Annotated in this window: 13 protein-coding genes; 10 read left to right on the plus strand and 3 right to left on the minus strand. The window is 38.3% G+C overall.

All coding sequences use genetic code 11. The features are described from left to right. Positions 1–11 precede the first annotated feature (11 nt). From kdpC to ABLB96_RS09290, 3 genes are read left to right on the plus strand one after another with little or no spacing between them, the layout of a single operon-like run. Positions 12–617 carry a potassium-transporting ATPase subunit KdpC gene (gene kdpC, locus ABLB96_RS09280; protein WP_199944414.1) on the plus strand — a complete coding sequence of 202 codons (606 nt, stop codon included), beginning with the start codon at positions 12–14 and terminating at the stop codon, positions 615–617. 38 nt (positions 618–655) lie between these two features. Beyond that, positions 656–3310 (plus strand): sensor histidine kinase KdpD, encoded by a 2655-nt coding sequence (locus ABLB96_RS09285; RefSeq protein ID WP_348897598.1) that lies wholly within the window; start codon positions 656–658, stop codon positions 3308–3310. 11 nt (positions 3311–3321) lie between these two features. Further along, positions 3322–4038, plus strand: a complete 717-nt coding sequence (locus tag ABLB96_RS09290) for a response regulator (RefSeq protein WP_004791511.1) — start codon at positions 3322–3324, stop codon at positions 4036–4038. A 72-nt stretch (positions 4039–4110) separates the two neighbouring features. Here ABLB96_RS09290 and ABLB96_RS09295 read toward each other — a convergent pair whose 3' ends face one another. Further along, on the minus strand, positions 4111–5535 hold the full coding sequence (locus ABLB96_RS09295; protein WP_348897596.1) for a glutamine synthetase family protein: 1425 nt from the start codon (positions 5533–5535) through the stop codon (positions 4111–4113). A 397-nt stretch (positions 5536–5932) separates the two neighbouring features. On the opposite strand from ABLB96_RS09295, the gene ABLB96_RS09300 reads away from it, so the two are divergent. After that, positions 5933–6481: a DUF2799 domain-containing protein gene (locus ABLB96_RS09300; RefSeq protein WP_348897594.1), complete on the plus strand. Its 549-nt coding sequence runs from the start codon at positions 5933–5935 to the stop codon at positions 6479–6481. 45 nt (positions 6482–6526) lie between these two features. On the opposite strand, the gene coq7 is transcribed toward ABLB96_RS09300, so the two are convergent. Both coq7 and ABLB96_RS09310 read right to left on the minus strand, forming a co-directional pair. Then, positions 6527–7162 carry a 2-polyprenyl-3-methyl-6-methoxy-1,4-benzoquinone monooxygenase gene (coq7, locus tag ABLB96_RS09305; RefSeq protein WP_348897592.1) on the minus strand — a complete coding sequence of 212 codons (636 nt, stop codon included), beginning with the start codon at positions 7160–7162 and terminating at the stop codon, positions 6527–6529. A 3-nt stretch (positions 7163–7165) separates the two neighbouring features. After that, entirely contained in the window at positions 7166–8488 is a 1323-nt protein-coding gene (locus ABLB96_RS09310) for an MFS transporter (protein WP_348897590.1), read from the minus strand. Positions 8489–8653: 165 nt separating this feature from the next. Here ABLB96_RS09310 and ABLB96_RS09315 point away from each other — a divergent pair, with 165 nt between their 5' ends. The 6 genes from ABLB96_RS09315 (at position 8654) to ABLB96_RS09340 (ending at position 21521) form a co-directional block, all read left to right on the plus strand. Beyond that, entirely contained in the window at positions 8654–11380 is a 2727-nt protein-coding gene (locus tag ABLB96_RS09315; protein ID WP_348897588.1) for an autotransporter assembly complex family protein, read from the plus strand. A 26-nt stretch (positions 11381–11406) separates the two neighbouring features. After that, positions 11407–15912, plus strand: coding sequence for a translocation/assembly module TamB domain-containing protein (locus ABLB96_RS09320; protein ID WP_348897586.1), 4506 nt, complete (start codon positions 11407–11409; stop codon positions 15910–15912). A 317-nt stretch (positions 15913–16229) separates the two neighbouring features. Beyond that, on the plus strand, positions 16230–17465 hold the full coding sequence (locus tag ABLB96_RS09325) for a lactonase family protein (protein WP_348897584.1): 1236 nt from the start codon (positions 16230–16232) through the stop codon (positions 17463–17465). Between the two features lie 133 nt (positions 17466–17598). Then, positions 17599–17961, plus strand: coding sequence for a hypothetical protein (locus ABLB96_RS09330; protein ID WP_348897582.1), 363 nt, complete (start codon positions 17599–17601; stop codon positions 17959–17961). A gap of 257 nt (positions 17962–18218) precedes the next feature. Next, positions 18219–20858 carry a bifunctional aconitate hydratase 2/2-methylisocitrate dehydratase gene (locus ABLB96_RS09335; protein WP_348897580.1) on the plus strand — a complete coding sequence of 880 codons (2640 nt, stop codon included), beginning with the start codon at positions 18219–18221 and terminating at the stop codon, positions 20856–20858. A 228-nt stretch (positions 20859–21086) separates the two neighbouring features. Next, positions 21087–21521 carry a hypothetical protein gene (locus tag ABLB96_RS09340; RefSeq protein WP_348897579.1) on the plus strand — a complete coding sequence of 145 codons (435 nt, stop codon included), beginning with the start codon at positions 21087–21089 and terminating at the stop codon, positions 21519–21521.

The following is a 21521-nucleotide window of genomic DNA, read 5'->3' on the forward strand; positions in this document are numbered from 1 at the left end:
TGGAGTTTGAAATGAAAACTTATGCACAAAATTCAGAAGCAAATTTGGGTCAGACCTTAAGAGCATCTTTGGGATTATTAATTTTTACACTTGTCGGTTGCGGTGCAGTTTATAGTGCGATTGCTACAGGTGCGGGACAGGTGCTATTTAACAATCAAGCGAATGGTAGTTTGATTGAAATAGATCATAAAGTTTTAGGGTCAAAATTAGTCGCTCAGCCATTTGTGGGAGAGGCTTATTTTCACCCACGTCCTTCAGCAGTCGCTTATGACCCGATGGCTATGGCAGGTACAAATTTAGCTCGTACTAATCCTGAACTACAGCAACAAATTGATGCTCAGATTCTTGCGGTGAAAAAACAAGATCATACAGGTAATACACCGATTCCAAGCGATTTGGTGACTAAATCGGGGAGTGGTATCGACCCGCATATTAGTCCTGAATCTGCTCAGTTACAGGTTGCTCGAGTGGCTCAAGCTCGTCATTTAGAACCTAAGGTTGTAGAAGAGTTACTCCAAAAGCATATTGAACCGATGCAGTTTGGTGTATTGGGGCAAGCTCGTGTTAATGTATTAGAACTCAATATTGCTTTAGATCAATTACAATCTACACATTAACTTAAAAATAAAGTTGTTAGTTTACCGGATGATATCAAGTGCAAAGCAATCGCGAAAATCAGGCTGAGGCCTTATTAAATCATGTCAACAGATATCAAGCCGGTCGACTAACGGTCTTTTTAGGTGCGGCACCGGGTGTTGGAAAAACCTATGCCATGCTTGCCCGCGCCAAAGAGTTATTTCAACAGGGCACAGACGTTGTTGTGGGTATTGTTGAAACCCACGGAAGAATAGAAACTCTAAAAATTTTGGAAGGCTTACCTGAAATTGCTAGAAAGGAAATGCAATATCAGGGGCATACTTTAGAAGAAATGGACCTGGATGCTATTCTGCTTCGGCATCCAGAAATTGTTTTGGTCGATGAGTTGGCTCATCGTAACGTACCGAATAGTCGTCATGAACGACGTTGGCAAGATGTCAATGAATTGCTAGACGCAGGTATTGATGTATTTACGACCATTAATATTCAGCATTTAGAAAGCCTAAATGATGTGGTCTACCAGATTACGGGGATTCGAGTAAATGAAACGGTACCAGATCGGGTATTTGATCGTATTCGAGACATTCGCTTAATTGATTTACCCGTCAGTGAACTGATCGAAAGGCTCCATCAAGGAAAAGTCTATGTGCCAGAGCAAGCAAATTTGGCATTACAAGGCTTTTTTAGCATTTCAAATTTAACAGCATTGCGTGAACTGGCAATGCAATGTGTTGCTGAGCATGTCGATTTAGATTTAAAACAGAGTTACACCTCTAAGGGTTTGAAGTCTATTTCGCTGCAAAATGAATTGATGATTGCGATAGATGGACAAGGTTCTTCTGAGTATTTAGTACGAGCAGGATGTCGATTAGCAGAGCGTAATGGTGCTACGTGGACTGTAGTGAATGTTGCTAAAAGTTTGGACTTTGGACAGAGTTCAGCAAATTCATATAAAAAAGAATATATTGAGATTGATCGTGCATTTGAATTGGCTCGGCAACTCGGTGGTCGAACAGAAGTTTTATATGGCCATCGAGTTGCGTCAGTATTAATGGATGCCGCCGTTGATCGAGGTATTTCCAATTTAGTCATTGGTAAAAGTATTTCGCCGTGGTGGTTAAAGTTATTTAAGAAAAATTTAGCTCAGCAATTATTAAATCAAGAAAACTCGATTGCTTTAACCATTTTGCATCCAGAACAGGGTACAAAAAAAACAACTCAAATTGAAAAGCCATCATTTTTATCATTAAAAGAAAGTATTTTTGTTCTAGCGGTTACATGTGCCAGTATTTTTATCGCTCACTTTGCCGAAGTTCTCTTAGGTATTGAAGATTTTTCTGTCATTTTCATTATTTCAGTTTTAATTGTAGCAACGAAAACTCGAATGCTCGCTGCTGTAGTAGCCGCACTTATTTGTTTCTTGGCCTATAATTTTTTCTTTATTGCACCACGTTTTACCTTACAAATTTCGGCACACCAAGGGGTGGTTACCGTTGTTGCTTTTTTTGCGGCAGCTTTAATTGCTGGGCGCTTGGCCTCTCAATTACGTCAGCAGGTTTTATCCTTAAAAGCAGCAAATGCCTACACTACGGTAATGCAAGACTTAGCGCGTAAACTTTCTAGTGCAGTAAACCTTGAAGAAGTCATGCAAACAGGCCGAATGACTTTAGAAACCCAGCTGCAAACGAAGGTGTGGATTTCTATTCAAGATAGAGTCATTTCATCTGATATAGCGCTAAGCGATAAAGAAAAAGTTGCAGCAGATTGGTGCTTAAAACATCAACAACCATGTGGACGTTTTACCGATACACTCAGTCAGTCAAACTGGTGGTTTTTACCTCTTTTAGAGCAAAAAAATAGCCTAGGTATTGTGGGAATTTACTTTAAGGATGATGTGGTTTCTCTAAATTTTGAGCAAAAGAAACTGACGGAAAGTGTAATCGAATATATTGCACAGGCAGCTCTTCGCACCCAATTGGTCAATGAACTTGAACAAGCAAAAGTCACCAGTGAAACAGAGCGATTACGTTCGGCTTTATTATCTTCGGTATCGCATGATTTACGTTCACCGCTTGCTTCTATTATTGGTGCAGCAGACACGCTTGCCCATTTTAAAGCTGATATGTCAGAACAAGACCAACAGGATTTACTCGAAACCATTCATTTAGAAGGCGAACGCTTAGACCGTTATATTCAAAACCTACTTGATATGACACGTTTGGGGCATGAAGGTCTATCTTTAAAAAGAGACTGGATTGGTGTGGATGAATTAATTGGTTCTGCAACCCGCCGTTTAAAGCGCTATAAACCAGATACTCAAGTGTCGGTTGAATTACCTGAACAAGCGATTAGTTTATATGTACACCCAGCACTGGTAGAGCAAGCCATTTTTAATGTTTTAGAAAATGCGGCAAACTTTTCACCTCCAGATGAACCAGTCATGATTCGTGCTCATCTTTCATCAGAAGATGAAGTAAAAATAGAAATTGACGATAGAGGTGCAGGAATTCCTGAAGACGAAAGAAACCGCATTTTTGATATGTTTTACACCATGGAGCGCGGAGACCGTGGAAAATTTGGTACAGGTTTAGGGCTAACAATTGTTAAGGCAATTATTGGTGCTCATATGGGTACAATAGAAGCATTTTCAGGACGCCAAAATAAAGGTACTTTAATTCAAATCAGATTACCCATTCATCCAGTAAAAGAATAAGTTGTAAAGTCATGATAACTTCAGAAACATCTCCTGTAGAAACACGTATTGTGATTATTGATGATGAGCCCCAAATCCGTAAATTTTTAGACATCGCCTTAAGAACACAAAAATACAAAACCACGCTCTGCGAAACGGGTTACAAAGGCTTAGAAACTTTGGCGACCCAAGGTGCCGACTTAGTTATTCTAGACCTAGGCTTACCCGATTTAGACGGGAAAGAAGTACTCCAAGAATTACGTAGCTGGTCGAATGTACCTGTTATTGTGTTATCTGTACGTGCCGATGAATATGAAAAAGTTGCTCTGCTCGATGCTGGCGCAAATGATTACATGACCAAACCTTTTAGTGTGCAAGAGCTTTTGGCGCGCATACGTGTCATTTTAAGAAACCAACCGATTCAGCAAGAAGCACATGTATATGACGATGGTTATCTCAAAGTCGATGTCACACAACGTTTGGTGTGGGTTGAGCAACAGCCAATTACGTTAACTCGAAAAGAATTTCAACTTTTGACGTTATTAATGCGCTATCAAGGTCAGCTTTTAACACAGCCACAGCTCTTAAAAGAACTATGGGGGCCAACCCATCAGGAAGATACTCACTATTTACGTATTTTAGTGGGGAAGTTACGTAGTAAGTTGGGGGATAACGCGATTCAACCACGCTATATTGCTACTGAACCTGGTGTTGGATTACGTTTTTTAGCTCAACAGAAAAATCATTAGATATAAAAAAACCTTAGGGTATTTCTCCCTAAGGGTTTGCAAAGTGATTTATAGTTTTTTTGCTTTTTTTATTTATATATCCCAATGTTGTTCTGCTTCAGTCATTTGGCTGTAAATATTTTGATATTCAGCCTGCTTAACTGTGTACCAATGTTCGACAAAGTCAGCGCCTAAATATCCTTTTAAAATAAGACTTCCTTTAAATATTTTTAAGGCTTCTGGTTGGTTATTAGATAATAAAATGTGCTCGTCTTGAAATTTTAAAAGATGTGCAGGTTTTGGTAGCGGTAACTTATGAGATAAACCATAAGCTGCGCCAGCTAAAATAGTCGCTGTTACCAGATAGGGATTACAGTCAGCTCCAGCAACCCGATATTCTAAGCGTTGATTTTGTACATCTGAACATGGAATTCGGATTGCGACATTACGATTGTTGGTATCCCAATTGGCTTCTAATGGCACATGATGACCAATTTTAAAACGTCTATAAGAATTAATATTAGGAGCTAAAATGGCCATAGATGCAGGCATTAACTCAATAAGTCCGCTAATTGCACTGAGTAATTTGGGAGAAAGCTCATCTTTTTCTTCTTCTGAGCTAAATATATTTTCATGGTATTGATTGAGCATGCTCATATGAAAATGCATGCCACTACCAGCCTTAGTCAAGTTGGGCTTCGCCATGAAGCAGGCATTTAAGTCATGCTTTCTTGCAACTTGCTTTACAATTCTTTTTAAGGCATTAATTTGATCACAAAGTTTTAAAATATCATGGCTATGTTGAAGATTTAATTCATATTGCCCAGGAGATGACTCTGCAACAATAGCAGTAATTTCAATAGATTGCAGCAGGGCCGCTTTTTCAACTTCTTCTAGGACTTGTTGATAGTTATTGGGTGCATCTATATCAAAACATTGGTTTTCTAAACATGTTTCAGATTGATGGTGGGGTGAGAAAAGATAAAATTCTAGTTCAGCCGCCATAACAGGAAAATAATTATTCGCGTGTAACTGATTCAATAATTTTTTTAATATATTACGTGGCTCATAGCGACAGCCTGAACCATCATCTTCTTGCATGGATAGATAAAGCTGGGCATGCAATTCGGGAGATAAGGCACTGGGTTGTAGGCTGCCTAAAATGGGTAAGCAAAGTCTATCTGGTTCACCAATATATTTTCCTAGCCCTGTCTCTTCAATCACTTTTCCATCAAGACTCATGGCATACACAGAAAGAGGAAAATAACATCCATGAGATAGATTTTTGAGGCTTTTAACATCAATTCGTTTACCACGAATATGCCCGTTTAAGTCATGTAGACAAATATCAATGTGTTGAGTCTGAGGATATAAACTTAAATATTCATCCACTTCTTTCAAAAAAAGTTCTGCATTGAAAGTGTGATTTTGTGTCGGTGGAGTAAAATCATCTGATATTTTAAATGCCTTAAAGTGAGAATCTTTTAAGTTTAAATTGGGGTAAGTAAGCGTACTCATTATAAAAAACCTTGGTGGTTATTTAGCTCAAATCCTACCTTAGCCTTGGAAGTTAATCGCGTAAAAAAAGAGTAAAATGATTAAGCAATATTTTATAAATAATTATAATTTTTGTATTTTAAATCAAGTGGTTGGGGTTTGTTTGTGGGGTGATTTTTTAAAGTAAAATTAACATATAAGATTTATCTAGTTATTTATGATTTCCCATTTTTTAAATGAAATATAATTAATAATTACAGCCCTTAAATTTGGTGAGATGGTCAAAGTGCTTTAGACTTAAACGCTTATCCAGTTAAACTTTTATGTATAAGTCTTGAATAAAGTAAGACTTTTATTGTCCCTGCACTGGAATTTTATTTTTTGCGTTTTTTTAATGTTATTTTTGAGTTCTCTTAATATGAAAAATATCGGTTTAGCCATTTTAGCAATCAGCCTTTCAGGTTGTGCTGCAATGAGCGTAGAAGAATGTAAGACTGCGAATTGGTCATCAGTGGGTGAGAAAGATGGTTCAAAGGGTTCTTCTCCTCGTTTAGATCAATATTACAAAGCATGTGGAAAAGCCAATATTGTTCCAGATCAAAAGTCGTATGAGCGTGGGTATAAAGAAGGCCTAGGGTACTATTGCCAACCAGCGAACATTTTTTATAACGCTTTAGAGGGTAATGGTAATATTAATGTATGCCCAATCGAGCAGCGTAATCGTTTAAGGCCTTATTATCGGGCGGCTTCTGATTACTACAGTGCAAAAACTGAATATGATCGTTATGACGAAAAGCTTAAGCAATATTCTGACAATGCTTATAATGATAAATTGAAGCCAGAAGAGCGTGAACGTTATCGTAAGCTTTTAAGAGAATTACAAATTGATCGTGACCGTATCAATCGTAATTATTGGGATTCTATTCGGGATATCGAACGTTTCAAATACGATCATGGCTTAAAATAAGATTTGAAAAAAGGATTGATCTATTCAAGATCAATCCTTTATTTTTTAAAGGTAATAACTGGTTTTAGTCATTAATTTTGAAATAGCAGTCATACTGATTTTTACTGCATAAGGTAATTCAACACCACCTGCTTCAAGCGCAGTATGACGATGATGCAATTCATCTTCATTCATTTGCTCTAAAATTTTACGAGAGCGGTCATCTTGAGCTGGTAATTGGTTTAAATGATCTTGCAAATGCATGCTTACCTGACGCTCAGTTTCAGCAACAAAACCTAAGCTATATTTATCACCAGCAATACCTGCAAGAGCGCCCATGCCATATGAAAGGCCGTACCAGATAGGGTTTAATAAACTTGTATGGCTATTCAACTCATTTAAACGGTCTTCACACCAAGCTAAATGGTCTTGTTCTTCAATTGCTGCTTGCTGCATTTCACGGCGTACGTTTGGTAATTTTGCCGTTAATGCTTGTCCATGATAAAGCGCTTGAGCACATACTTCACCACTATGGTTAACACGCATGAGGCCTGCAACATGGCGAGCATCTTCCACACCGAGTTGTGTTTCAGCCGTTTCAGCCGGGTTTTGGCGCTGTGCTGCTGTTGCACCTGGAACAAGACTACGTAATGCCTGATCAAAGGAGTTAATAAGTTGATCAATTCCTGTGTAGTGGCGCATAAATTAGTCCTCCAAAGAAAGATGTGCTGTGGCAAGCATTGGTTTTAGTCGGACAAGAAGCCAGATACTAAAGATTGCACTAAGAACAGCTGTAATAATAAATAGTATTTTAATATCAATTTTTAAAACACTTAAGATTAAGATTGAGAAAATTGCAGAAGAAACCATAAATACAGCATTTAAAATATTATTCGCTGCAACCACTCGGGCACGATGTGAGCGTGGTGAGTAAGCCTGCATCATGGCATACAAAGGAACAATATAAAAACCGCCACTTATACCCAGTAAAGTCACAGCAATCATGACATGGTAGTAAACCCAGCCTTGAGTGAAGATATCTTTTAAAGTCAGTAATGCTCCGGTTTTTTCGGGTACAAAAGCCAGACTTGCTGCAAGATAAAGCGCAAAAACAGTAAGGCCAATTGCACCGATTGGTACCATTTTAATATTAATGTCTGAACCACCAATTTTGCGGCAAAGCAAAGAACCCACACCAATTCCGACTGAGAAGAAAGTTAGTAAAAGACTAACAACATTCTCTGATGCATGAAGATTTTGTTGGGTCAACTGCGGAATTTGCGTTAAATAAGTTGCTCCATAAAACCAGTACCACGAGTTACCTAATAAAATGGTGAATACTAAGGGTAAACTCTTGGCATATTTAATGGTTTGGAAACTGGTACGAATAAAGTTCCAGTCAATCTCTAAATCAGGTGCAGCAACTTTTTGTGGCAAAATGAAGCGACTAAATACATAGCCTATGCAAGCAATAGCGACTACCGTAATACTAATCCACAATAAATTACCTTGTGATGAAGCAATTACGGCACCACCCAAGATCATACCAAACAAGATCGCCATAGATGTACCTGACTGAAACAGGGCATTACCAGACATGAGTTCATTTGGTTTTAAAATTTCAGGCAAAATCGCATATTTAATAGGGCCAAAAAAGGTTGAGTGTGTACCCATTAAAAATAAAGCGAGAAGAAGTAGCCATAAATGACCCAATAAAAAACCAGCAGAACCGATGAGCATAATAATAATTTCTAATATTTTTATGCCACGCACGAGTTGGGAGCGCTCATATTTGTCAGCAATTTGTCCAGCGGTTGCTGAAAAAAAGAAGTATGGCAAGATAAACAATAATGCTGCTAAATTATTGAGTGTGCTTACTGGGGCGGATTGCTGCTGAATCCAGCCATAAGTAATGACCAACAATAAAGCTTGCTTAAAAACATTGTCATTTAATGCGCCAAAAAACTGTGTAAAAAACATCGGTACAAACCGACGTGATGTCATCAGGGATTCATCTTGTTTCATCATGTGCAAGCTTCATTGAGTTTTATTAAAAAATGTGACGGAGTGTTAATTTGCATCGAAAACCATGTATGATATTTTTAACGCTTGATTAAATGAAAAATCAATGGTTTCGAGTGAGTTTTATCCTCATATTGGTGCGTTTATTAAAAAATAAGTTTAGAGTTTTCCATGCCTTCTAAAATTAAGTTTAAACAGTCAACTCTTTCTCACTCTATGCATTTAATCTTAAAAATGCAGAGTATACCTAAACTTATTTGTAGCAGCCTATTGTTAAGTTTATGTGTTAGTCCTTGTTATGCTCAAAGTTCAGCTGAGACAGTAACACCAGCAACCACCCAAGCGGTAGCTGATTCATCATTACAGCAAATAAATACAAATAAGCAAAATGATGTTCCAATTACTGATGTGGCTACTTTAGTAACTCAAGCACAGCAACAACAAGATAGCTTGGCTATATTGCAACAACAAGAACAATTTCCAAATCAGATTGAAGAATTTAAGCCAATTACGCTTGATAATCTCGAAGATTTACCCGTTATGCCTGTTGATCAGAACATGGCAAATGAAATTTATCGGGTAGCAGAAGAGGCAAAGACCGAAGCTCAAAACTTCCAAAATGGAACGCAAAAGCATCCGGAAATGGTGGTAAATGACGCATCACAAGCAGAGCTACATGATATTAATCAGGCACCTGTAAATATTGACCAGCTCATGCATGAGATTCAGTCGGACAGTAAGATTGTAGTCGAAGCCAACGAAACTGGGAAAACTTTACCTGAGCTTACAGCCGCTACTGAAGAACCACCCGAAACAAAAGGTTTTTTTAAGCGAATAATAAATAAAATCCGTCCACCGCGTGTGGTTCCGATGGAGCAAATACCTCGTATTACAGCCGAGGTCAGTGGGGCTCCAGCGGATCTTGCGAAAAATATTAAAGGTAAATTATCTACATTTACCCAAGAATCATTTGAAGATTTTAATGCAGCATTGCCGCAACTTAGAAGTTTAAGTAATCAGGCTGCACAAGCTGTGGGTTATTACAACGCCGAGTTTCGTTTTGAGAAATTAAGTGCCAGTCGAGTTCGAGTTAACGTTACTCCAAACGAACCTGTAAGAATTAATGAACAAAATATTGAATTTAGTGGACCTGGTGAAAAACAACCACAGTTTCAGGTTATTCGTTTAGTTCCAGACCAAGACGTAGGGGATATTTTTAATCATGGTCTGTATGAAACAACCAAAAGCCGAATTGTCGATGCTGCATCGAATAACGGTTATTTTGATGCATTTTGGCGTTTACATGATGTGAAAGTCAGCCAACCTGAAAATAAAGCAGATATTAATCTCAAGTATGAGACAGGTGAGCGGTATAAGCTGGGTAAGGTTGAGTTTCGTATGAGCGATCCTTCAAAACCGTTGCCGATCAAACTCAATATTCTTGAGAGTATGGCACCTTGGAAAGAGGGTGATGACTACACATTCTGGCGTGTAAATACTTTAGCCAATAACTTGACGAACTCACGTTATTTTAACTACACCTTGGTCGATTCTATTAAGCCTGATCCAATTGAAAAGCCACTTGAATTGCCACCAGATTTACAAGCTTTAGTCGATCAGCAAAACGTTAATATTGATGAATCGAAATTACTTCCTGTAGAGCAACAACAGCTTGCTAAAGTACGTCAGTTGGCTTCATCTAGTAAAGAAGTTACTCAAGATGTCGTCGATGAAAAACAATTTGCCGGAACTGAAAATGTACACTTAGCTGCAGCACCAGCTAGTTTAAAAGCGGCAGCAGTTGAACATGAAGAACAACAATCTGAACAAGACCGTTTACAAGCCAAAGCCCGTGAAGAAAAAGTAATTCCGGTGATTGTGACTTTAAATGCGGACAAACTAAATAGTTTGGAAACAGGTGTGGGTTATGGTACTGACACTGGGGCGCGTTTACGTAGTCAATATCGCCGCTCAATCGTGAACCAATACGGTCATTCATTTGATGCCAACTTTGAGCTTTCACAAATTCGCCAGTCCATAGATGGCCGTTATAGTATTCCTTATAAACACCCATTAAATGATTACTTTAACATTGTTGGTGGTTATGAACGCGAGACTCGAAATAATATTGGTCCCGATGTAGGTTTACTTACTGAATCGGCAGTATTGGGTGGTGAACGAGTGATTAAAAAGCCATTAGGTAACTGGCAACATACTATCGGGGTACGCTATCGTCTGGACCGCCTAACTCAAAAAGGTGATGTAGATATTTCTGAGTTACCAGATGCCTTTAAAACTGCTGCATCAGAGCAAGAAGCTTTATTGTTTAGTTATGAAACTTCAAAAACTTCGAGTAATACACGTTTAAACCCAACGAAAGCATTTAAACAAACTTATAAATTAGAACTTGGAAGCGAAAGCTTACTTTCAGATGCCAATATGGCAATTGCAACAGCAGGCTGGAGATTTATCTATTCTTTAGGTGAACACGATGACCACCAGTTTGTTGGCCGATCAGATTTAAGTTATATTTTTACCGATAAATTTGATAAAGTTCCCTACAATTTAAGATTCTTTACTGGTGGTGACCAGTCATTACGTGGTTTTGATTATAAGAGTCTTTCACCAGAAGAAAATGGATATAAAATTGGTGGGCAGGCTTTGGCTGTAGGCTCTTTAGAATATAACTATCAATTCAAAGAGGGTTGGCGTGCAGCTGTTTTTTCTGATTTTGGTAATGCTTACGATAAGGATTTTAAAAACCCGACTGCCTATAGTGTTGGTGTCGGTATCCGCTGGAAATCTCCAATTGGGCCAATTCGTTTAGATGTGGCGTCAGGTATTTCAGACGATAATCATCCGATTCGTTTACATTTCTTTATAGGTCCACAACTTTAAAAATAAAATTTTATTAGGTTTATTTTATGGCGGAAGTAGAACAGCAGCCCACTTCGGCACCTAGCTCTCCTAAGAAGCGACGTATTTTACGTAGCTTCGTGCTGACGATATTAATCATACTTTTATTACTTGTTGCTTCTATCATTATTATGATGTCGACTGACCGTGGAAGCCGTTTCTTATTAGACCGTGTTTTACAAGCTCAGCAAGTGATTAAATATGAATATGAAGGGGGTAATTTACTCAGAGGAATTATCCTTAAAAATATTATTGTTCAGTTAAAAGAGGTTGATGTTACTTTAGATCGAGCTGATGTCCGCTTGGGGTGGCGTTCTTTATTATTAGAAAAAGAAGTCCATTTGAGTAATGCAGATGTACGTAATTTAATCATTATTAATAAAGCTCCCCCATCAAATAAACCATTTGAATTTAAACCGATTAAATTGCCATTTGTGCTTCGTGTAGATAAAGCAGATGTTGATCATTTAGAAATTAAAAATTCAGGCACAGTTGTAAATTTCCATGACGTTCATTTAAATGACGCACTTTGGTCAGATACCAAATTAAAATTTGAAAACTCGAGTATGGACATGGGTTATCTTTCTGTGCATAACGCAACAGGAAAGATGGACTTTAGCGGGAAATATCCACTAGATGCGACAGCAGATCTAAAAATTCCTTCTCTAAAAAGCTTAAATATTCAAGATATTAAAGTTGCTGCACGAGGGAGTTTAGATACTATACGTGCAGGTGTTGCAACCACCACACCAGATTTATTAACTGGTTGGGTTGTTTTACATCCTGTTCGTCATGAAGTGCCTATGCAAGGCGCATTGTTATTCAAAAATTATCATTTGCCTTTATTGGTTGAACAAAAATTATTTGCTAAAAACGGTGTCATTAATTTTCAGGGTGATATTAAACAACTAAACTTAGCACTTGATACTGACTTAAAAGGTGAGAATTTACCCGAAGGCCAATATAATGCCTTAATGAATACAGATCTCGTTCACCAGTTGAATATTACTAACTTTAATGGTCAGCTCATGAAAGGAGCTGTTAACTTAAAAGGTTTGGTAAATTGGAAAGATCATGTCACTTGGGATGTAAAAGGCCGTTTAGATCATATTAATCCTAAAGATAAAGCGATTCCTCAAGTCGTTCAGGATTTCTTACCGCCAAGTTTAGATGCTGCTGTTGCTTCAACTGGTTCTTTAGAAAAAGGCACTGAAGTATTGGCTAATATTAATTTTGACCGCTATGAGTCTTGGAAACTTAAATTAAACCAAGCACCTGAGAAAAATAAAAAACCACAGCCTATGTTAATGAATGTGGCTTGGGCAAATATAGATCGGGCAATGCCATATATCGGCTGGTTGAGTAGTGATAGTGGTCAAGTTGATCTGACTTTGCGAGATGGTCAGCAAGATATTAAGGTGGCTACTAAAGTATATCAGCATGAAAAAACTTTATTGCCAGCAGGACAATATCTCGCAACGTTGAATGTTAAAGATAATATCTTGAATGTTCCGAGTTTTAGCTTTGCTGCACAAAAGGGTAGTCTTAATGGACAGGCTAAAGTTTTACTTCCTACTGAAAAACGCCAGTTGGCTTGGAACGCATTGTTAAATGCAAAAGACTTTAATCCACAAAGTATTCATGCGGCAGCACCTGTTAATCTTCTAAATGGTTCAATTAAAGCAAATGGTTTTGCTAAACCAAACCAGCAAATCATTCAGTTTGAGAAAATTGATTTAACTGGTCGATTGGCTCAAGCCAGTCAAGAGACTGTAAGTTTAGGCGGGAAAAGTACAGCCGCTTTATTATTTAATGATGTTAAAGCTGGTGGTGGTTTTAAAGGTTTTGCAGTCAATTATGACGGATCTTTAAAAGCTCTTAATCAGGCCAATGGTTTATTAAAATTCTCTATTGCAGGTACCCCAGAATTTATTCGTATTAGCCAGTTACAGCACGATGGTGTTGCTGGGAAAATCTATGCGACGGGATCATTAAATTTAAAAGACCGTCTTGCTTGGGATATTAATAGTTCATTAGTCCGTTTTAAACCTCAATATTTTGTCTCTAGTGTAAAAGGCGAAATATCAGGAAACGTAAAAACTCAAGGTGTTTGGTCCGATAAATTAAAGCGTATTGATATTCAGCAATTGAATCTTGCAGGTTTTTTAAATAATAAACCAGTAAGAGGTAAAGGTAACTTATCTGTACTCATGGATTCGAACCAAAAAGGCTTTTTACCTCAACAGTTTGAAGCGAATAATCTATTTTTAGTTTATGCCCAAAACCAGCTACAAGCGACTGGTAATGCGCAGAATTTAAAAATTAAGCTCAATGCACCTGCACTTTATGAATTGTATCCTGGTTTAAGTGGTCGTGCGTATGGGGACTTGAGTGTTCAGTCTCAACCGCGTCTTAAAGCAATCGCGAATATTGCGGTTGATAATTTTGCCTTTAATAACTTGGTAAGTGTTAAAAAGCTTCGTATTCAGGGTGAACTTCCTACTTCAGAAACAACACCAACTCAGCTTACTGCAAAGCTAGACAATTTACGTAGTGGTAGTCGTGTCATCCAGTCTGCTGAGCTTAATTTGGCAGGAACAAGAAAAGCGCATCTGTTAAAAGTGCAGGCCAATAATAATATCTCTAAATTTTATGTTCAGTTGGCAGGTGGTCTTAACCAGAATAACGATTGGTTAGGACAAATTCAGAAAGGAAGCTTTGATTCGCGTCGAATTCGTTTAGCGCAAAATCAAAATGCACCTGTTGTTTTCTCGTCAGCACGTTCTGAGTTATATGTTGGGCAGCATTGTTGGCAAAGTAGAAATAGTCAGTTATGTCTTGATCAACCTGTGCGAGTAAGTAAGGCACAAGGTAATATTTCGTTTGTTACTCAAAATCTGGACTTAGGTGATTTTGCAGCATTTATGCCAGAAGGTCTGGCTATGACGGGTCAACTTAATGGTTATGCTAAAGCTTCTTGGGTAAATGGTGGACATCCTAAGCTTGATGCACGTTTAGTGACCCGTAAAGGTGAACTTGGTCTGGCTGCCGAAGACCCACAAGATCCGCCAACAACCTTGGCTTATGATGAGTTAAGTGTAATTGCGAAAAGTATTTCAGAAGGTTTATTGTTCCGTGTTGATGTAAAAACACCTGATATTGGTACTGGATATGCAAATGTCATTATTAATCCATATCAATCATCAATGCCAATGCATGGTGAGGTAGCATTTAACGATGTACAGTTAAAAGTCTTAAAACCGTTTATTCAAGACGTGCGTTCAATGAGTGGTACTTTGGCATTGGCAGGTAAAGTGAATGGAACATTAACTCAGCCACAGTTTACAGGTGAAATGCGCTTGAAAAATGGGGCAATCAGTATGATTTCCCTGCCGGTTAACTTAACCAATGTACAAGTATATTCATCTATTCGTCAGGATATGGCGACCATTGATGGTGCATTTAACAGTGGCCAAGGTGTTGGATTACTCAAAGGTAGTTTTGATTGGAAAGATACACCACGTTTACAGTTGAATTTAAAAGGCGATAACTTACTTGTACGTCAAGCACCATTAATTACAGCAATTGCCAATCCGAATTTGACACTTGATATGTATCCTTTCGATAAGCGCTTAAGCTTAAAAGGATCGGTAGATATTCCTCGTGCACGTATTTCAATGCCTGAAACAACGGCACCTGTCATTAATACATCTTCAGATGTTCGGATCGTTCGTCAAGGGCAAGACCCGCTTGCAATTTTACGTGCCGCAAAACCTTGGGATATTCGTGCTGATATTTCGGTGAATGTGGGTAATCAGGTTATTTTCCAAGGCTTTAACAGTAATATTCCTTTAGTGGGGCGTTTGAACTTAACCCAACGTGGTTATGAAACAGCAATGCGCGCAATGGGGGCTATTGGTGTAAGCCAAAAAGTGAAAATTGAAGCGTATGGACAGAGCTTAGATTTGAACCGTGCAATTGCCCGTTTCAATGGGCCATTGGCAAATCCGACTTTAGATATTGATGCCAATAAAAATGTTCAGGGTAGTATGGTGGGTGTTCGTGTTACAGGTACGGCATCATCACCAAGTATTCAAGTTTATAATGATGCAGGTCTTTCTGAGCAAGAAGCCTTAAATGCACTCGTGACAGGGCGTATTAATGAAGGTTCAAGTGGTTTAAGTAATGCAGAAGGATTTAAATCTGATGTAAACAATACGATTGCTGCTGCTGGTATTAGTATGGGCCTAGGTGGTACACGTGCTTTAACAAACCAAATTGGCCGTACTTTTGGTCTAAGTGGGCTTGCATTAGATGCTCAAGGTACAGGTGACGATACACAAGTAAGCCTTACTGGATACATTACGCCTGACTTATTCATTCGTTATGGTGTGGGTGTATTTACTCCTGTCAATAAGCTTACGTTGCGTTATCAAATGAACCGCCGCTTATATTTAGAAGCGAGTCAGTCTTTAGAAAGAGCAATCGACTTATTCTACAACTGGCGTTTCTAAGTAGATGGGCAGTAAATCTTGGAAAAGATGCCATCACTTGTAATGCTTTATTTGAATTGAGTCATTAATGAATAGAAGAAAAGCTCACCTTCCGGTGGGCTTTTATTTTTGCTCTCATGGTATTTTAAAAATTTGAATATTTATCAGATCAGGCATTGGTTTGTTCCCATGACCTAAGCCTTGAAAGGCATTCTGATTAAAGAAAATTCACTTGAAAATTGCAGTTTTATAAATTAGTTTTCAGAATCATTAAATGAAATTAGTTTGTTATACCTTGTTGATAGTTAAAAATAAGGTGAGTTTTTCAAGGAAATACAGTGAAAATAGATTCTTATGTTGAAATTAAACAGAGCAAGGTTAACGATACACATATTAAATATCGTGGGCTCATTCATAAATTAACCGCCACATTGTCGCTGACGCTTTTATCATTTGGTTGGAACTCCACCGTAAATGCTGCACAACAACAAATCGCTTTAGTAGGAACTTGGACATCAATTCCTGATGCACCGCTTGTGCAAAAACCAAAACAAGCTAGTGAAGGTTTGTACCAGCTTCAATTTAATGGCGATGGAACTTTAACTCCTGTTAAAGTATTAAAAATGAAAAGTCCTTCTTGGATTGTCAAATCAAAAGATGGCCGTTTTGCTTATACAACGAATGAAGAAAATGAAGGGGCAGTGACTGCATTATCAGTTCAAAACGCAAAAGTGGAAGTTTTGAACACAGTAAATAGTCATGGTGGGCATCCAACACATGCAACAATCAGTTTAGATGGTAAATTCTTGTTTGTGTCTAATTATTCGGCATTTGATAAAGGTCGTGGTGGGGTAGCTGTTTTCCCAATTTTAGCAAACGGCCATTTGGGTGAAATGGTACAAAATATAGTTTTCGCAGAAGGTTCTGGTCATGTCAAAGGTCGTCAAGAGAGTGGCCATGCACATTCGACAACTTTCAGCCCAGATGGCAAGTATTTATATGCGAGCGATCTAGGAAATGACAAAGTTTATGCTTTTCGTTATAACCCGAGTAATCTCCAACCACTTGAAGCGGACAGCAATCGAGACGTGACTCTCGGTCATGGTTCTGGTCCACGTCATATGGTCTTTTCACAAAATGGCAAACATGCATACCTTACCGCAGAAATGCAAAGTGAGATCGTGATATTTAATGTGCAAGATGGCTATTTGAAAAAAGTGGGCCAGCTAAAACTAATTCACGAGGACAAAACACCTGAGTTCAAGAGTGCGAGTGGAATTATCTTGAGTCCAAATGGCAAATATGTAATTGCTGCTAATCGCGGTGCAGACAACAAACTTCTGGTCTTTAAAATCCAACAAAATGGATTGCTCGGTAAACCGACAGTTTATAAAGCTAATGGTATTGAACCACGCGCTTTCTCATTCGATATGTCGGGTAAATATCTGTATGTGACCAATGTTTTTAGTAATAACATTAGTTTGTTCCGCTTTGATGGGGAAAAAGGTACTTTAAAATCCATTGGTGATGCAGCAAAACTTTCTACACCTACGGATATTAAATTTTTTAACTAACCCGAATCACAAAACGAGCATTACTCATACTTCATATCAAAGACCGAGAATTTATATCTCGGTTTTTTTATGGCAGTTTTTGCAAAGTTTGTCAGATTCAGTATGATGTGGTCAGCATAGTCTGTGTAGAGTAATGATGAAAAAAGTTTTATTTGTTTTGATGGGTATGTTGTTGGTCGGCTGTACAGAGAAAAAAACTTTAACACCTGAAGAACAATGGCATGGCTTTTGTACAAGTGTTGGGAATGCTGCGAGAAGCATTGTATTTGACCGTCAGCAGGCGATTGAAAAGTCGCAAGCAATTGAACATGCAAATAAAATTGAAGATGAAATCACAAAAAAATTCATCTTGAATATTATTGAAAAAGTTTATGCTATTCCACAAGATGAACTAAAAACTAACCCCGAAGCCCTACAAGAGAAAATTAGAAAACAAATGGCAGAGGAGTGTCTGGTTACGCCACACGACAAGATGCCAAATTACAAAAAGTTCTAAGTGTACAAGACATCACCAACACTCCACTAAGGTGGAGTGTTCTTTCAATTCAAAATATCGCATGATAATGCAGTCATTAAGATCATTATTTATACAGGGGTATTTAGTTACAAAATAATGGGCATCACGGAGAAACACCCCGCGCGCATTAACTTTTAGCTTGAACTCTAGTAAAATTTTGTAGTCCATATTACTTGTGAAGCTTTGTGAAAGCTGGAATTTACAAGTAGTTTTTTAAAAAAAGAGGAATGAACACCGTGCTAGAAGCTTACCGCCAACACGTTGCTGAACGTGCCGCACTCGGAGTCCCACCGAAGCCACTTGATGATGCTCAAACTGCTCAACTTGTTGAGTTATTAAAAAACCCACCGGCAGGTGAAGAAGCATTCTTGGTTGATTTGCTTGAAAACCGTGTTCCTGCAGGTGTTGACCAAGCAGCTTACGTAAAAGCAGCTTTCTTGGCAGCGATTGCAAAAGGCGAAGCGACATCTCCGCTAGTTTCTAAAGAACGTGCAGTTTATTTACTAGGTACAATGCTTGGTGGCTATAACGTAGCGCCTTTAGTTGAGCTTCTAGATGATGCTGAACTCGCGAACTTAGCTGCTGAAGCATTGAAAAAAACATTACTTGTATTTGATGCGTTCCATGACGTAGCTGACAAAGCTAAAGCTGGTAATGCTAGTGCAAAAGCTGTTTTACAATCTTGGGCTGATGCTGAATGGTTCACTAGTCGTAAAGATGTTCCAGAAGAAATCAAACTTACTGTATTCAAAGTAACTGGTGAGACAAACACTGATGACTTGTCTCCAGCTCAAGACGCTTGGAGCCGTCCAGATATCCCATTACACGCAAATGCAATGTTGAAAAACGAGCGTGATGGTATCAATCCTGAAAAACCAGGTGAAGTTGGTCCATTAAGCCAAATTAAAGAACTTATTGCGAAAGGCAACCAAGTTGCTTACGTAGGTGACGTTGTTGGTACAGGTTCATCTCGTAAATCTGCAACAAACTCTGTGCTTTGGTTCTTCGGTGACGAAATCGCGCACATTCCTAACAAGAAAGACGGTGGTTACTGCTTAGGTTCTAAAATCGCTCCGATTTTCTTCAACACTATGGAAGACGCTGGTGCGTTACCTGTAGAAATTGATGTTGCCAACATGAACATGGGCGACGAAATCGTTCTTAAGATTGATCACTCAGCAGCTAAAGTAACTGCGTTCAAAAATGGCGAACAAATCGCTGAGTCTGAACTTAAAACTCCAGTTCTTCTAGATGAAGTACGTGCTGGCGGTCGTATTAACTTGATCGTTGGTCGTGGTTTGACTGCTAAAGCGCGTGAAGCTTTAGGTTTAGCTCCATCTACTTTATTCCGTACTCCAGTACAACCTGCTGCAACTGGCAAAGGCTTTACTTTAGCTCAGAAGATGGTTGGTCGTGCATGTGGTCTTCCAGAAGGCCAAGGCGTAATTCCTGGTACTTACTGTGAACCTAAGATGACTACAGTTGGTTCTCAAGATACAACTGGTCCTATGACTCGTGATGAGTTGAAAGACTTAGCTTGCTTGGGCTTCTCTGCTGACTTAGTTATGCAATCTTTCTGTCACACTGCTGCTTATCCAAAGCCAGTTGACGTACAAATGCAACATACACTTCCAGACTTCATCATGAACCGTGGTGGTGTATCTTTACGTCCAGGTGACGGTATTATCCACTCTTGGTTAAACCGTATGCTTCTTCCAGATACAGTAGGTACTGGCGGTGACTCGCATACTCGTTTCCCAATTGGTATTTCGTTCCCTGCAGGTTCTGGCCTTGTAGCTTTCGCTGCTGCAACTGGTGTAATGCCACTTGATATGCCTGAATCAGTTCTTGTTAAGTTCAAAGGTAAAATGCAGCCTGGTATCACTTTACGTGACCTTGTACATGCGATTCCTTACTATGCAATCAAAGAAGGCGATCTTACTGTTGAGAAAAAAGGTAAGAAAAACATCTTCTCTGGTCGTATCTTAGAAATCGACTTAACAGAAATGGAAACTGACTTAACAGTTGAGCAAGCATTCGAACTTTCTGATGCTTCTGCTGAACGTTCAGCTGCTGGTTGTGCAATCACACTTTCTGAAGAGAAAGTTGCTGAGTACCTACGTTCTAACATCACAATGCTTAAGTGGATGATTTCACAAGGCTATGGTGATGCTCGTACAATGGCTCGCCGTGTTGAAAACATGGAAAAATGGTTAGCAAACCCAAGCTTACTTAAAGCTGATGCAGATGCTGAATACACTAAAGTGTATGAAATTGACTTGTCAGAAATCAAAGAACCTATTCTTTGCTGCCCGAACGATCCAGATGATGCAAAACTTCTTTCTGACGTTCAAGGCGACAAAATTGATGAAGTATTCATCGGTTCTTGTATGACTAACATTGGTCACTTCCGTGCTGCTGGTCAGTTACTTGAGAAAGTACCAAGTGGTTCATTAACAACTCGTTTATGGTTGGCTCCACCAACACGTATGGACGAACATCAGTTAATGGAAGAAGGCTTCTATAACACTTATGGCCGTGCTGGTGCACGTACTGAAATGCCTGGCTGTTCATTATGTATGGGTAACCAAGCACGTGTTGCGCCGAATACAACTGTTGTATCGACTTCTACACGTAACTTCCCTAACCGTTTAGGTCAAGGTTCTAACGTTTACTTAGCATCTGCTGAGCTTGCATCTGTTGCTGCTGTACTTGGTAAATTACCAACTCCAGAAGAATACCAACAATATGCGGCTCAGATTGACAGTATGTCTGCTGACATCTACAAATATTTGAATTTCGACCAAATGGGCGAATATACAAATGCTGCTGATAAAGTAGATACTAAGAAAATTGCTGCTGCTCAATTGACTTAATACTCAATTTAGTACAAAAAAGGAGCTGAATAATCAGCTCCTTTTTTATTTAAATGAGAATTAATGCATAATTAGTATTCGAAAATATTAAATACATCATGTTTTATTTCTTTAAAATGTAAAAATAAATATATCGCTAGATATTAAAGAAGATTTTGTTTTAAAATATTTGCATGAACTTAAAAATAATTAAAAAGAACATGGGTATTTTATATATGGAACTTAAAAATGCTAAAGACAATTGTTGAATTTAAATTTGATGATTACCAACGATATGATCAACATTTATCAGCAGAAGACGGGAATACTTTAGTACAAAAAACTGAAGATATAGCACAGTATATTTATAGTATCTTGAAAAACAGATATCACTTAAATATTGAATTAAATGCTCAAAGTTGGGGGTGGGAGATAGAGATCCCATTACCTGAAATTACGATGTATCTCGGTATTAGTGTTTACGAAGAGTACAATAATGGCTTTGCAATATTTATTTCACCGAATACACCGATTTTGAGAAGATTTCTTTTTAAAAAATTAGATATCACCCATCATATTATGTTACTTCAAAATTATATTAATATCATTTTGAAGTCTCATGCCGGTATTTATGATGTGCAATGGTGGGAAGAAAATGAATTTAGATATGTTGCCGCTCATTAA

Source organism: Acinetobacter sp. XH1741, from assembly GCF_041021895.1.
Lineage (GTDB): Bacteria > Pseudomonadota > Gammaproteobacteria > Pseudomonadales > Moraxellaceae > Acinetobacter.